Source organism: Pseudomonas sp. RA_35y_Pfl2_P32 (genome assembly GCF_963970735.1).
GTDB lineage: Bacteria > Pseudomonadota > Gammaproteobacteria > Pseudomonadales > Pseudomonadaceae > Aquipseudomonas.
Genome location: NZ_CAXAQF010000003.1, coordinates 310738 through 325075 on the forward strand (window position 1 = coordinate 310738; position 14338 = coordinate 325075).

The 14338-nt window shown below is 61.0% G+C and carries 9 protein-coding genes and 1 pseudogene; 6 read left to right on the plus strand and 4 right to left on the minus strand.

Annotated features, from left to right (window positions below):
- The first annotated feature begins 33 nt into the window (after positions 1-33).
- From AACY45_RS04920 to AACY45_RS04935, 4 genes and pseudogenes are all read left to right on the plus strand, one after another.
- A pseudogene (locus AACY45_RS04920) lies at positions 34-1117 on the plus strand (WD40/YVTN/BNR-like repeat-containing protein).
- Between the two features lie 31 nt (positions 1118-1148).
- Positions 1149-3698: an efflux RND transporter permease subunit gene (locus AACY45_RS04925; RefSeq protein WP_339544418.1), complete on the plus strand. Its 2550-nt coding sequence runs from the start codon at positions 1149-1151 to the stop codon at positions 3696-3698.
- Positions 3691-5469: an acyl-CoA dehydrogenase C-terminal domain-containing protein gene (locus AACY45_RS04930; protein WP_339544419.1), complete on the plus strand. Its 1779-nt coding sequence runs from the start codon at positions 3691-3693 to the stop codon at positions 5467-5469. The genes AACY45_RS04925 and AACY45_RS04930 overlap by 8 nt, the downstream gene beginning before the upstream one ends.
- A gap of 23 nt (positions 5470-5492) precedes the next feature.
- Positions 5493-7136, plus strand: coding sequence for a fatty acid--CoA ligase (locus tag AACY45_RS04935; RefSeq protein WP_339544420.1), 1644 nt, complete (start codon positions 5493-5495; stop codon positions 7134-7136).
- Positions 7137-7145: 9 nt separating this feature from the next.
- Here AACY45_RS04935 and AACY45_RS04940 read toward each other — a convergent pair whose 3' ends face one another.
- A complete protein-coding gene (locus tag AACY45_RS04940; protein WP_339544421.1) occupies positions 7146-9443 on the minus strand; it encodes a mechanosensitive ion channel family protein in 2298 nt (765 codons plus the stop codon).
- Between the two features lie 40 nt (positions 9444-9483).
- Positions 9484-10296 carry a polyphosphate kinase 2 gene (gene ppk2, locus AACY45_RS04945; protein ID WP_339544422.1) on the minus strand — a complete coding sequence of 271 codons (813 nt, stop codon included), beginning with the start codon at positions 10294-10296 and terminating at the stop codon, positions 9484-9486.
- Between the two features lie 427 nt (positions 10297-10723).
- On the opposite strand from ppk2, the gene AACY45_RS04950 reads away from it, so the two are divergent.
- Positions 10724-10903, plus strand: a complete 180-nt coding sequence (locus AACY45_RS04950; RefSeq protein WP_339544423.1) for a hypothetical protein — start codon at positions 10724-10726, stop codon at positions 10901-10903.
- Between the two features lie 722 nt (positions 10904-11625).
- On the opposite strand, the gene AACY45_RS04955 is transcribed toward AACY45_RS04950, so the two are convergent.
- Both AACY45_RS04955 and AACY45_RS04960 read right to left on the minus strand, forming a co-directional pair.
- Entirely contained in the window at positions 11626-12723 is a 1098-nt protein-coding gene (locus tag AACY45_RS04955) for a hypothetical protein (RefSeq protein WP_339544424.1), read from the minus strand.
- Positions 12720-13754: a hypothetical protein gene (locus AACY45_RS04960; protein WP_339544425.1), complete on the minus strand. Its 1035-nt coding sequence runs from the start codon at positions 13752-13754 to the stop codon at positions 12720-12722. The genes AACY45_RS04955 and AACY45_RS04960 overlap by 4 nt, the downstream gene beginning before the upstream one ends.
- Positions 13755-13919: 165 nt before the next feature.
- Here AACY45_RS04960 and AACY45_RS04965 point away from each other — a divergent pair, with 165 nt between their 5' ends.
- On the plus strand, positions 13920-14255 hold the full coding sequence (locus tag AACY45_RS04965; RefSeq protein WP_445261159.1) for an AAA family ATPase: 336 nt from the start codon (positions 13920-13922) through the stop codon (positions 14253-14255).
- The last annotated feature ends 83 nt before the right edge of the window (positions 14256-14338 follow it).

The window sequence follows — 14338 nt, forward strand, 5'->3', positions numbered from 1 at the left end:
TGGCCTGGCGCAGTTTTCCGAAGAGGACGCGGTATGGGTTCGTACAAAAAGTACCTGCAATGGGCGCTGGGCGCCGTGCTTACCGTTGGCCAGGGCCTGACGTTGGCCGCTGGCTACGTCGATGTCCTGGACCTGCCAGCCAAGGTCAGCCCGCTGGCAGTGCGCAGCCCGTTGTCAGGCATGGCGCGGGCCGGCGAGCGGCTGATCGCGGTCGGCCAGCGTGGCCATATTCTGTATTCCGATGACAGCGGCACCCACTGGCAGCAAGCCGTGGTGCCGGTGAGCGCCGATCTCAACGCGGTGAGTTTTCCATCGCCCACGCAAGGCTGGGCGGTGGGTAACGACGGCGTGGTCTTGCACAGCCGCGACGCTGGGGCGAGCTGGAGCAAACAACTGGACGGGCGCCAGATCGGCGCCTTGCTGGTCAAGCATTACGGCGACCTGGCCGCTGCCGAGCCGGGTAACGAGCGCTGGGCGCAACTGGCAGACGAAGGCCAGCGCATGGTGGAGCAGGGCGCCGACAAGCCGTTGCTCGACGTGTGGTTCGCCAACGACAAGCTCGGTTATGTGGTCGGCGTGTTCAACCTGATTCTGCGCACCGAGGACGGTGGGTTGAGCTGGACACCGTTTCAGGACCGCACCGACAACCCCCAGGGCTTTCACCTGAACGCCATCGCCTCCACCGGCGATGCGCTGTACATCGCCGGCGAACAGGGCTTGATGCTGCGCTGGGATGAGGCCGGGCAACGCTTCGTTGCCTTGGCTACGCCGTACCAGGGCAGTTTTTTCGGGGTGCTCGGCAAACCTGGCGAGGTGCTGGCCTACGGCTTGCGCGGCAACGTGCTGCGCAGCGTCGATGGCGGCCTGAGCTGGACGCCGCTGGACGCCGCTGGACACTGGCCTGCACAGCAGCATCACCGCCGGCCTGCTCGACGCCAAGGGCCAATACCACTTGTTCACTCAGGGCGGGCAGGAGCTGCTGAGCCAGGGGCCTGGCGCGCAGTTGCACCTGGTGCCGCAAGCCGCCCCCGCCCCGGTGACCGGTGCCACCCAGGCCGCCAATGGCGCGCTGGTGGTGGTGGGTAGCCGTGGCGCACGGGCGCTGTCCGGCGAATAAGACCTCGAATCCTTAGAGCGAGAACCCAGACATGGGCAATATCAAGCAAGACACCATGCCGGTCATCCGCGACGTGTGTGACTTCGACCAACGCTCCGGCAACCGCCTGGAACGCCTGGTGTTCAACTACCGGCCGCTGTTCATGCTGCTGATGGCGCTGGCGACCCTGGTGCTGGGCTATATGGCGGTCACCCGCCTGGAGTTGCGCCCCAGCTTCGAAAAAATGATTCCCCAGAGCCAGCCCTACATCCAGAACTTTCTGGAGAACCGCCAGTCCCTGCGCGGCCTGGGCAACTCGGTGCGGGTGGTGGTGGAGAACACCCAGGGCGACATCTTCGACCCGGCCTACCTGGACGTGCTCAAGCAGGTCAACGATCAGTTGTTCCTCACCGAAGGCGTCGACCGTGCCTGGATGAAGTCGCTGTGGAGCCCGGCCGTGCGCTGGACCGAGGTCACCGAGGAGGGCTTCCAGGGGGGGCCGGTGATGCCCGACACCTATGAGGGCAAGCCCGAGCAGATCGAGCAGTTGCGCCAGAATATCGCCCGGGCCGGCATCGTCGGCAGCCTGGTGGCCAGCGACTACAAGTCGAGCATGCTGATCATCCCGCTGCTGGACAAGGCCGCTGCCGGTGGCCAGCCGATCAACTACCACGCGTTCTCGCAGATGCTTGAAGAGCAACTGCGCGACAAGATCGAATATGCCGGCGACAAGGCGGCGCGTGCGTCGGGGGAGGAGGGCAAGGGCCCGTACAAGGTCCGGGTGATCGGTTTCGCCAAGCTGATGGGCGACCTGATCGACGGCCTGATCCAGGTGATGATGTTCTTCGGCCTGGCGGTGGTGACCTCGCTGCTGATCATCTACCTCTATACCCGTTGCGTGCGCAGCACCTTGCTGGTGGTCGGCTGCTCGCTGATCGCGGTGGTCTGGCAATTGGGCATCGTCGCCTGGCTGGGGTATGCCATCGACCCGTACTCGGTGCTGGTGCCGTTCCTGATCTTCGCCATTGGCGTGTCCCATGCCGCGCAGAAGATGAACGGGATCATGCAAGACATCGCCCGCGGCACCCACAAGCTGATCGCCGCGCGCTACACCTTTCGCCGCCTGTTTATTGCCGGGGTCACCGCACTGCTGGCTGACGCCGTGGGGTTTGCGGTGCTGATGCTGATCGACATTCCGGTGATCAAGGACCTGGCCATCAGCGCCAGCATCGGTGTCGCCGTACTGATCTTTACCTCGTTGTTGCTGATGCCGGTGGCGCTGTCCTATGTCGGTGTTTGCCGCAAGGCAGCCGAGCGGGCCCTGAAGATTGACACCCGGGCCGACGGCCACAAAGGGTTTGGCAAGCTGTGGGACTGGCTCGACCGTTTCACCAGCGCCAAGTGGGCCACGGGGGCCGTGCTGGTAGCCGTGGTGATGGGCATCGGCGGCTTCATGATCAGCCTGCACCTGCAGATCGGCGACCTGGAAAGTGGCGCCCCGGAGCTGCGCGCCGATTCGCGCTATAACCGCGACAACGCCTACATCACCCAGCATTACGCGCTGTCCAGCGACCTGTTCGCGGTGATGATCAAGACCGCTCCCGAGGGCTGCCTGAACTACAAGACCCTGGTGCTCGCCGACCGCCTGGCCTGGGAACTGCAGCAGTCACCGGGCGTGCAGGCCACCACCTCGCTGGTCAATGCCGTGCGCCAGATCACTGCGGGCACCTATGAGGGCAACCCTAAGCTCAACAGCATCCAGCGCAACCAGGACGTGTTGAACTATGCGGCCCAGCAGGCCTCGGTCAATTCCCCGGAACTGTTCAACACCGATTGCTCGCTGATGCCGGTGATTGCCTACCTCAAGGACCACAAGGCCCAGACCCTGGATGAGGTGGTGGCCATCGCCGATAAATTCGCCCGCGACAACAGCAGCGACGATCGCCAGTTCCTGCTGGCCGCCGGCAGCGCCGGGATCGAGGCGGCCACCAACATTGTGGTGCGCGAAGCCAATCGCAGCATGCTGCTGTATGTCTATGCGGCGGTCACGCTGTTCTGCCTGATTACCTTCCGCAGTTGGCGCGCAACCCTGGTGGCGCTGCTGCCGTTGGTACTGACCTCGATCCTGTGCGAAGCGCTGATGGTGGTCATGGGCATCGGCGTCAAGGTCGCGACCCTGCCGGTGATCGCCCTGGGCGTGGGAATCGGCGTGGACTACGCCTTGTACCTGCTCAGCGTGCAGCTGCATTACCAGCGCCAGGGCCTGCCACTGGCCCAGGCCTACCGCAATGCCGTGTCGTTCACCGGTCGGGTCGTGGGCCTGGTGGGCATCACCCTGGCCGCCGGCGTGGTGTGCTGGGTCTGGTCGCCCATCAAGTTCCAGGCGGACATGGGCATCCTGCTGACCTTCATGTTCCTGTGGAACATGCTGGGCGCGCTGATCCTGATTCCGGCCCTGTCGTACTTCCTGCTGCGAGATCCGGCGCTGGAGCGTCGGGTGGCAGCCGACAACTCCGTGGCCCCCGCCGGTACAACCGACACATCCCAACGTCAGGGTATGCCTGATGCACTGACAACTTGTGAGAAAGCCAACTATGTCTGATTACAAAGCCCCTTTGCGTGACATGCAGTTTGTCCTCAATGAGGTGTTCCAGGTTTCCAGGTTATGGGCGCAATTGCCGGGCCTGGCCGAGGTCATCGACCCAGAGACCGCCGCGGCGATTCTCGAAGAGGCCGGCAAGCTATGTGGGCACGTGATCGCGCCACTCAACCGCAGCAGTGACGAACAAGGCTGTGACTGGGACAACGGCAAGGTGACTGCGCCCCAGGGGTTCGCCGAGGCGTACCAGGCGTTTGCCGAAGGCGGTTGGGTGGGTGTCGGCGGCGACCCGCAGTTTGGTGGCATGGGCATGCCCAAGGCGATTTCGGCCCAGGTCGAGGAGATGGTCAACGCCGCCAGCCTGTCGTTTGGCCTGTACCCGATGCTGACCGCCGGCGCCTGCCTGTCGATCAACGCCCATGCCAGCCCGGCCCTCAAGCAACGTTACCTGCCGAACCTGTACGCCGGCACCTGGACCGGCTCGATGTGCCTGACCGAAGCCCATGCGGGCACCGATCTGGGACTGATTCGCACCCGGGCCGAGCCGGCAGCCGATGGCAGCTACCGGATCAGCGGCAGCAAGATTTTCATCACCGGCGGTGAGCACGACCTGACCGAGAACATCATCCACCTGGTGCTGGCCCGACTGCCGGATGCGCCCGCCGGGCCCAAGGGTATTTCACTGTTCCTGGTGCCCAAGGTGCTGGTCAACGACGATGGCTCCCTGGGCGCCCCCAACGCGCTGTCGTGCGGCTCCATTGAACACAAGATGGGCATCAAGGCCTCCGCCACCTGCGTGATGAACTTCGACGGTGCCACCGGCTGGATCATCGATGCGCCGAACAAGGGCCTGGCCGCGATGTTCACCATGATGAACTACGAGCGCCTGGGCGTGGGTATCCAAGGCCTGGCGTTGGGTGAGCGTTCGTATCAGAACGCCGTCGAGTATGCCCGCGATCGCCTGCAGAGCCGCGCGCCGACTGGCCCGCAAGCCACTGAAAAAGCCGCCGACCCGATCATCGTGCACCCGGATGTGCGACGCATGTTGCTGACCATGAAAGCCTTGAACGAAGGCGGCCGGGCCTTTTCCAGCTACGTGGCGCTGCAACTGGACACGGCCAAGTACAGCGAAGACCCGGCAACCCGCACCCGCGCCCAGGAGTTGGTGTCCTTGCTGACACCGGTGGCCAAGGCGTTCCTCACCGACATGGGCCTGGAAACCACGCTGCACGGCCAGCAGGTGTTTGGCGGCCACGGCTACATCCGCGAGTGGGGCCAGGAGCAACTGGTGCGCGATGTGCGCATCACCCAGATCTACGAAGGCACCAATGGCATTCAGTCCCTGGACCTGGCCGGGCGCAAGATCGTCGGCAGCGGCGGGGCGCTGTACCGGCTGTTCGCCGCAGAAATGCGCCACTTCATCGCCAATGCCGAAGCGGACATGGGCCAGTTCTGCAAGCCGCTGAGCGCCGCCGTCGACAACCTCGACGAACTGACTGCCTGGCTGCTGGATCGGGCGCAGGACAACCCGAATGAAATCGGCGCGGCCTCGGTGGAGTACCTGCAGGTCTTCGGCTACACCGCCTATGCCTATATGTGGGCGCTGATGGCCCAGGCGGCCATGGGCAAGGCCCATGAGGATGAGTTCTATGCCAGCAAGTTGGGCACTGCGCGTTTCTACTTCGCTCGCCTGTTGCCGCGTATCCACTCACTGAGCGCCTCGGTCAGGGCCGGTAGTGCCTGCCTTTATGAACTGCCAGCCGCGCAATTCTGATCGAACGGACAAGGAAACCCAGCATGATCGCGACAAGAATCATTCCCCCGGCCGCCGGCGCCTACGCCTATCCCTTGCTGATCAAGCAATTGCTGCTCTCCGGGGTGCGCTACGAGCCAGGGCGGGAAATCGTCTACGCCGACAAACTGCGCTACAGCTACCAGACCCTCAACCAGCGGATCCGCCGCCTGGCCAACGCCTTGACCGCCGCCGGCGTCAAGGCCGGGGACACCGTGGCCTTGCTCGACTGGGACAGCCACCGTTACCTGGAGTGCTTCTTTGCCGTGCCGATGATCGGCGCGGTGCTGCACACCGTGAACATTCGCCTGTCGGCGGAGCAGGTGCTTTTCACCATGAACCACGCCGAGGATGATCTGGTGCTGGTGCATGACGACTTCCTGCCCCTGGTCGAGCAGTTGCAAGGGCAACTGACGACGGTCAAAGGTTACCTGCAACTGACCGATGACACCGCGGCCGCCACCTGCCTGCCGGTGGTGGGGGAGTACGAGCACCTGCTGGCCGAGGCAGCGGACCAGTACGACTTCCCCGACTTCGATGAACACTCGGTGGCGACGCTGTTCTACACCACCGGCACCACGGGCGATCCGAAAGGGGTGTATTTCACCCACCGCCAACTGGTGCTGCACACCCTCAATGCGGTGGGCACGCTGGGGGCCTATCAAGGCCTGCCGCTGTTGCGCTCCGATGATGTGTACATGCCCATCACCCCGATGTTCCATGTGCATGCCTGGGGCGTGCCCTATGTCGCCACCCTCATGGGGCTCAAACAGGTGTACCCGGGGCGCTATGAGCCCAATCGCCTGGTGCAGTTGTACCGTGAGGAAAAGGTCACGTTTTCCCATTGTGTGCCGACCATTTTGCAGATGATCCTCAACTGCGAAGCCGGCAAGCACAGCCGTTTTGATGGCTGGAAAATGCTCCTGGGCGGCAGCGCGCTGACCCTGGGCATTGCCAGCGAAGCCAGTGCCAGGGGAATCCAGGTCCACAGTGGCTACGGCATGTCGGAAACCTGCCCGGTGCTGTGCACCACCTACCTGCGGGCCGAGGATCTGCAACAACCGATGCAAGACCAGTTGGCCACGCGTATCAAGACCGGGGTGCCGGTGCCGATGGTCGACCTGAAAATCATCGACGCCGCAGGCAACGACGTGCCCCACGACGGTGAAGCCCTGGGCGAGATCGTGGTGCGCGCGCCGTGGCTGACCCAGGGGTATCTGAAGGAGCCGCAAAAGGGCGCCGAGCTGTGGCAGGGCGGCTGGCTGCACACCGGCGACATGGCGTCGATCGATGCCCGGGGCGGCGTGGAAATCAAGGACCGGATCAAGGACGTGATCAAGACGGGCGGGGAGTGGATCAGCTCCCTGGAGCTGGAAAGCCTGATCAGCGAACACGCGGCGGTGATGTCGGTGGCGGTGGTGGGCATCGTCGACGAGCAGTGGGGTGAGCGTCCTATGGCCCTGGTGGTGTGCGAGCCCGGGCACTTCCTGGATCGCAAGATTCTGGAAGCGCACCTGCAGACGTTTGTCGAGCGCGGGCGGATCAACAAGTGGGCGATCCCCAAGCAGTTCAAGTTCGTCACCGAGATCCCCAAGACCAGCGTCGGCAAGATCAACAAGAAGCTGATCCGCGAGGAAGAAATGAACTGAGGCCGGCGCTCACTCCGCCGCCGGTTTGACCAGGCTGATGCCAGCAGCCCCCAGGCGCTTGAGGATCTCGAACAGCAGGTCGCTCTTGATCTTGCCGACCACTCTGGGGCTGCTGACGTAGCCGGTGACGGTCAGGGTGATACCGTCGGGCGTCAACTTGCTGAAGCGCACGAAGGGGGCAGGGTGGTCGAGGATGCTCTCGTGTTCGCAGTAGGCGTTGTACAGCAGGTTGTTGACTTGCTCGGGGTCGATATCCAGTGGGAAAGTCAGCTCCAGCGTCGCCACCCCCTGGGCGCTACCGCCCAGGGTCACGTTGCGCAGGTTCTGGGAAATCAGCTGGGAGTTGGGGACTATCACAATGGAACGGTCACTGAGCTGGATTTCCGTGGCCCGGACGTTGATCCGCCGAATGTCCCCTTCGACCCCACTGATACTGATCAGGTCGCCGACCTTGACCGGCCGCTCGGTCAGCAGAATCAGGCCGGAGACGAAATTCTTGACGATTTCCTGCAAGCCAAAACCGATGCCCACCGACAATGCGCTGACGATCCAGGCCAGGTTCGTCCATTTCACCCCCAGCGATGACAGGGTGAGCAGAATCACCAGGGCGTAACCGATGTTGGCAAACAGCGTGCTCAGGGACGCACACATGCCGGGGTCCATCGCGGTCTTGGGCAGGAACTCGTTGTCCAGCCAGCGGCGCAGGGAGCGGATCAGGTAGACCCCAATCAACAGCGCCAACACCGCGTTGAGCAAATGCCCCGGAATAATGTTCAGTTTGCGCAGACCCGCGCCGCCGAGAATCTCCAGGGCCTGGGCAAACAGCTGGCCGAACGTGGTGCCGACGCCGCCCACCAGCAGCGCAATCAAGGCAAACAACAGCATGCTCGCGCGACCCGCCCCCGACAGTACCGTCGACACCTGTTCCAGGCGCGCATCGCCAATGCCCAGCAACTGCTTGAGCGCCTTGCCGCTGGCTTGCCTGGGGGAAAACAGGTACTCGCACAGATCCTTGAGCAACTGCATCAGCAGGTAGAAACCGGAGAACACAATGAAGATCCAGACGATTTCATAGGTGATGAACCGGGCCAGCGAGATGTAGCCAATCAGCAGCGCCAATATGGACACCACTGTCGCCAGGCTGGCGAACGTGTACATCAGCCCGGCCAGGGTGGTGCCGGCTTCCGGGGCCTCACCGCTGTCGGCCACGGCCTTGCGCACCTTACTGATGTGCAGCAGCAGGGTGGCGATGATCAAGGTGACGATCAGGGCGATCACCCCTCGACCAAAAATCACCACCTGGGTGCTCATGCCGCTGACGTTGGTGATCTGCGACAGCGTCACCAGGACCAGCAGCACCCCCGCCAGGATCTGCGGAAAGTGCTCCATGGCCAGGGCCACGGGATCGGCAATTGCCGGCAGCCGCCAGGAGGGATGGCGGGTCGAGAGCAGGGCGCGGCTCAGGCCGGTAATCAGCACGCAGGTGTACACCAGCTTTTCGATTTCTTCGGCCAGGTTCTGCAGCATGGGGGTCAACGGCAGTTGCCGCGTCACCGCATAAAACAGCAACTGCAAGGCGCAGGCAGCGGTCAGCAATGTGGCCAGGATCGACGCCAGCGCCAATGAACTGCGGCGCAGCCGACCTTCGGGCATGCGATGAATGCACACCCAGACCAACCCCCGTTCGGCCACTCTTCGGCCCAGAGTCCAGATGGCCAGGACCAACAGCAGCAACACACTGCTCGCCAGGCGCTGGCCCGGCTGCCAGACCGAGGCCAGCGTGGCGCCGATCTCCTGCAGCACCGCACTCAGCCGTTGCCGACTACGGCGCAGCGCGGCAATCTGGGTGGTCAGTTCCGTGGCACTGGCCTTGAGACCGGCCAGGGTTTTCAAACTGCTGTCGAGCTTGTCTTTCTGCTCGATGAGATGGATGCGCTGGATCGCAATGTCGGTATTTTCCGGCGCCTGTTCGTCAGGAGAGGCGGGGCCCAGGACCCCCAACTGGGACTGGAGCTGGGCCTGCACCGGCAACAGCGCCGACTGTTGCCGCTCGACGTCGTTGAGGTAGGCCTGAATCAAGTCTTGCAGGCTGACCAACTGGGACAGACTGTCGGCCAGCGATACCTGCTGCTTGAGGCCGTCAAGCCGGGCCTGCAAGCCCGGCAAGTCATTCTGCGCAACGACAAGCGTCGACTGCTCGGCCTTGGTCACCAGGCCTACCGGGCTGGAATCTGCTGCCACGGCAACGGACCCCGGCCCGAACAGGACGAGCACCATCAACCCCATCAACTTCCATGCATTGCCCATAGATGCGCCCGGCCCTGTGGTGAATCACTTGGCCTTGGGCTCAGAACCGTTCGGCGATGTACTTGAACGGGTAGTTGATGGCCTTGTAGTCGCCCACCTTGCGCTTGGGCAGCCTGACTCGCGGTTGTTTGATGGGTTCGTAGGGAATGTGTTCCAGCAGGTGAGTGAGCACATTGAGCCGCACCGATTTCTTGTTCTCCGAACGGGCCACATGCCAGGGCGCCCATCCTGAATCGGTGGCCTGGAACATCTCGTCGCGCGCGCGGGTGTACTCATCCCAGCGGTTGTAGGATTTGATATCCATGGGCGAAAGTTTCCAGGTCTTGCGCCCGTCAGTGATGCGCTGCTTGAGGCGACGGCTTTGTTCCTCCGGACTGACCTCCAGCCAGTACTTGAACAGCAGGATGCCGGAATTGACCATCAAGCGTTCGTAAGCTGGAGCCAGGTCGAGGAACGTGCGCACCTGATCCTCAGTGCAAAAACCCATGACCCGTTCCACACCGGCGCGGTTGTACCAACTGCGGTCGAAGATCACCACCTCGCCAGCGGCGGGCATGTGCGGCATGTAGCGCTGCAGGTACATCTGGGATTTTTCCCGCTCCGAAGGGGCAGGCAAGGCAACCACCCGAAAGATCCGCGGACTGACGCGCTCGGTGAGGGCCTTGATCGTGCCGCCTTTGCCCGCACCGTCACGGCCTTCGAACACAATGACGACCTTGGCCCCCGTGGCAACCACCCATTGCTGCAACTTCACCAGCTCCACGTGCAGGGCGGCAAGTTGCTTTTCGTAGTCCTTGCGACCCAGCGGTGCGGGTGACTGTACTTTCGCAAGCGCCTGTTTTTTCTTGCTCATTGCCCAAACTCCGATAGGGATCCGAACAGAAGCGTAGTCAGGAACAACGCACAACGCGAACTGCGCCGGGCACTGATAAATAGCCGAGGGGCAGGGGGCAAGTCAGAGGCCTCTCAACTCCCATCAATATATAACTCAACTAAATAGACCTTTAGTTGAGTTATAAGTTATAGGAATATAAGGGGCAGGGCACACCTCGCATTTGGTATAGGAGTGAGCTCGCTTGCGATGGACATGAACGATGACGCTCGTACGCAGTAAATCCCAATCCATCACCTGCACAACGCGCTCTGGCATTGTTGAATATGGAAATAGCCAATATCGTCAGAAACGCTAAAAAACTGGTATTTCCTACAGTAACCACAACCTTCGAATGCCCGGAACATGGGGCTTCCAGCAACTTATGCTGCCTATGACGAGAACGAACATGGATAAGATTTCCGATGATGAACTGAAGGCTATTTCGACCAGGCTTGGCGCCATGACTGCTGCTGATTGGCAACGCGCGTTGGACTTCTTGAATGGCAAGGCTGAATTACGTCCCGATATGGGGAATACCGCAAGCGTGATCGGTACTTCAACGACGCCCATTAAACCCATCGCGTGAAAGGTGCCGCCATCAGGCGTAATGAGCGTGCCTGCAGCACGACATGTGTCTAGCCGGTGCCGATGACAATACTCAGGTGGACGTTGGCCAACGCAAAGGGTCATTGCAACGAACGTGCATGACCAGAGGCATGGATTGCCTGTGACATCGCCAGGCAGCGAACTGGGTGTGGAAGGCTGGGCCTGCGCTCAAATCTGACCACCAGAGCCCCCTTGGTTCATATCTGGCTATTCGCATAATGTATATTATGTTAAATAATGTACTAGGTACGATCTGATCGATCGTTCATGTCTGTCGCAAGGAGGCCCAGCTCCTGACAGACCTCACCCGCCACAAGGAACTCAGCATCCTGTTAACGCGTTCGCCACTCCCAATGAAATCCGTAACAATCTGATGTTTGTTGCGAGGCAGCTCTCGTTCAATGAAAAGTGCGCAAGGCCCCTCGGTCACCAACTGGCCGATGATGACGTTAGCCAGCAGGATATTCAGGTAAGAGTGGTCAATGTGAAGCAGACTCTTAAGCATGTGCGTCGCAAGAGCAAGGTCATCCGGGCTTTTATTGAACTGCTGTAGCCAGATTTGCCTATCACGTATTCCCTTCATTCGTTGATCACCTCACTGGAGTATGGAAAACGCCCCTGCGGCACGTCAGATGGGGAACTGAGGCAGGAAACTGCTCGCCAGCCATCTGCAGGCCTGGAGGTGTCACGCCCTGCCCTGTCTCAAGGATCGAGGAGCCGGCGGGCAAGCGAGAAAGGTAGTGCAACCAAAAATAGCGCCATACCTACCAGCCGTAGCGTGCACTTGAGTGGCCAACACATGCCACGCCAAGGCTTGCGCACCACAAATAAGCCCTCCGGCATGAAGAGGTCTAGTGGCCGGGTGAGGAAGCTGTGCCAAAGCCCGCCGTTTGCAATCAAAGCCTTCATGTTGACTGGTTTGAAAAAGTCCGAGTGGCCAAACGCACAGTTTCGCACGTTGTGGGCAGCTTCAGAGGTATAGCCAACCTTACCGCCTGGGCCCGTGCCTGGGATGGTGTAGTGTGCAAAGGGCACTGAGCCGTCCTTCGCACCAACATGGTTGAGCACCGCCTCGATCCGGCCACTCTTGACGTGCCGCCCCCAGTCGAAATCCGGATGGATAATGCTGCCCGCCGTGATGATGCGGCCAAAGGTCAGGTCTGCAAAATTCTCATCCTCCAGCACCAAGGAAAATAGTCGGGTACCGAAGCTGTGCGCAATGACGTCCGGGCGATCGGTTCGTTTTGCGAGCCGTGCTTGTGCTATGGCCTCTCGAATGCGATGGCCAAGTTTCCTAGCGAGATGGCGATGGTAAGGAGCAACCAACACATCTATGGTCGCCCAGCCATATTTGTAGATGAGGATCGGGGCCGAGTACTTGAGGCGGCTGGCGATCTCCCAGCTGAACGCCTCCTGCCAAGGGGCACGGCTATTCATCCCATGAACCACGATCATCCAGCGCAGGTCGCGGCTCAGGGCGCCCTTCAAACGATAGAATGTCATCGGCATGGGCTGGACGCCCTGTTCCTGATAGTCAGTGTGGCAGTACGGACACTCGAGCAGCGTTGATCCTTCAGGAAGTGAGCGTCTGCACGCCGTCATCGGGCAGCGATAGCTGTGCAGTTCAGAAGCCGTCCCCTTACCTACCAACGTGGCCAGAAAAGATTCCAATCCGGCAATGTCGTCTTCGTTCACGCTCCGGGCGAACTCCTCCACGGTGAAGGTGAGCTCGTTTCCGAGCTCCAGCCTGCGACCTACCTCCTCAATCCATTCACGTTGTGGTGGGTGATCGAACATCATGGCGTTTTGTTGAGCTCCATGATCAAGTTCAACATGGTCACTACGTCTTCACGCTTGCACTGCGCCCAGATGCGCAGCTTTGCCTCGTCACCAAAGACCTCAACCGAGAAATTGCGACTAGTGCCATGTTCTTCGGACGCGAAGTTCAGATATCCTTTCGCCCGGTCAAACTGATCGACGTCGACGCTTTGCAGCACGACGCGCACAGGCTCGACCGCTCCGATGCCGCTGCCGGGGACAAGGGAGCCCAACTCCACGTACCCGCTCGCCATTTCGTACCGGGTCGATTGCACGCTCCCGGCATTCTTCGCCGAGTTCCGCAGCGCCTCCATCAACATGATCCGCTTCAAGGGTTCATGCGAGATCAGCACATCGGCAAACAAAGCTTGGATGGACTCGAACACAGCAGGATGATCGATGTCGGCGCTGCGCTGGATCATGAGCGCGCAGTACGGCGCGCCATATTGCCATTCAAACCTGACAGCACTGCGATCAAGGCGTTGGCGGTAGGCGTCGAAACGCACGCGATCCAAGTCTTCCTGCTCCTGGAAATCCCGTGCAGGCCAACGGTTCCATCCTTCCTTCCGCTGGTGCCAAAGCATGGACAGACCCGTGTCGTCATGCTTGACCAGTTTAAGTTCAAGGTCGTCCGGGAAGTCGAGGCTCGGTGCGGCGCCTATCAAACCGGCAACCGGACTGTTGGTGAGCAGACCAGCCACCGCGCCAGGACTCACAGCCGGGGGCTCGAGCACGTAGACAAATTGATCGCCCCAGCCTTCGACCTCCGCTAGCCAGGCGTCCAGGCGCGCCTGGGTCAGTTTGCCTTCGTCGATGGCGCCCTCAAGGTTGGCGATGAAATTTTCCTTGGTGACGCCGATTCGGCTATCGCACTCGCGCAGCAGATCTTTGATGAAGCCGTTGCCTTGGGCGGCAACGACATGGCGAACCAGGGTCTTTAGCTGGTTGGCGTTCAAAACCTCGTCCGGCATCCCCACCTCTACATGCTCATCACAATGGCAGGCGGCCATCATACGACAATTCCGATGCTTGTCGGTGGGTACAGCGGTCGAAATTCATGACATGTTGGCGCAGTGGCAAAACCCTATCATGCCTATTGGAGTCCCTTAGGCGTTGGGCTAAAGTCTGGAAATCCATCAGCCCGGCAAACCGCCCTGAGCCGTCACAAGGAAGCGACTATGCAGATCCAGCACCTGGAGATCGCGAACTTCCGCAAGCTCCTGTCAGTTCGAATCGACTTGGCAAGCACCACCACCCTTCTTGTCGGCGCTAACAACAGCGGTAAGTCATCCGCGATGTTGGCGTTGCGCAAATTTCTGCTTTCAAAAGCGACCACGTTCCGCCTCCAGGATTTGACGCTTTCTCACCTCACGACCATTGATGCCATTGGTGCCGAGTGGGAAGCGGCTGATGAAACCCTCGCGCGCCCTACAGCCAATGATTGGGCGCACTGGCTGCCCACCCTCGATATGAATCGCCCCGGGTTTCGTAGACACCTCCATGCCTTAAAATGAGGCCAATCAGGAGGTGCCATGAGCAACCCGCGTTATCCCGAAGAATTCAAAATCCAAGCAGTCAATCAAGTGACCGAAAAGAA

Bases quoted from the DNA above. Each gene is read 5' to 3' on its own strand.
- AACY45_RS04965 (WP_445261159.1), top strand. From the start codon at position 13,920: ATGCAGATCCAGCACCTGGAGATCGCGAACTTCCGCAAGCTCCTGTCA.
- AACY45_RS04930 (WP_339544419.1), top strand. From the start codon at position 3,691: ATGTCTGATTACAAAGCCCCTTTGCGTGACATGCAGTTTGTCCTCAAT.
- AACY45_RS04940 (WP_339544421.1), bottom strand. From the start codon at position 9,443: ATGGGCAATGCATGGAAGTTGATGGGGTTGATGGTGCTCGTCCTGTTC.
- ppk2 (WP_339544422.1), bottom strand. From the start codon at position 10,296: ATGAGCAAGAAAAAACAGGCGCTTGCGAAAGTACAGTCACCCGCACCG.
- AACY45_RS04960 (WP_339544425.1), bottom strand. From the start codon at position 13,754: ATGATGGCCGCCTGCCATTGTGATGAGCATGTAGAGGTGGGGATGCCG.
- AACY45_RS04955 (WP_339544424.1), bottom strand. From the start codon at position 12,723: ATGATGTTCGATCACCCACCACAACGTGAATGGATTGAGGAGGTAGGT.
- AACY45_RS04925 (WP_339544418.1), top strand. From the start codon at position 1,149: ATGGGCAATATCAAGCAAGACACCATGCCGGTCATCCGCGACGTGTGT.
- AACY45_RS04950 (WP_339544423.1), top strand. From the start codon at position 10,724: ATGGATAAGATTTCCGATGATGAACTGAAGGCTATTTCGACCAGGCTT.
- AACY45_RS04935 (WP_339544420.1), top strand. From the start codon at position 5,493: ATGATCGCGACAAGAATCATTCCCCCGGCCGCCGGCGCCTACGCCTAT.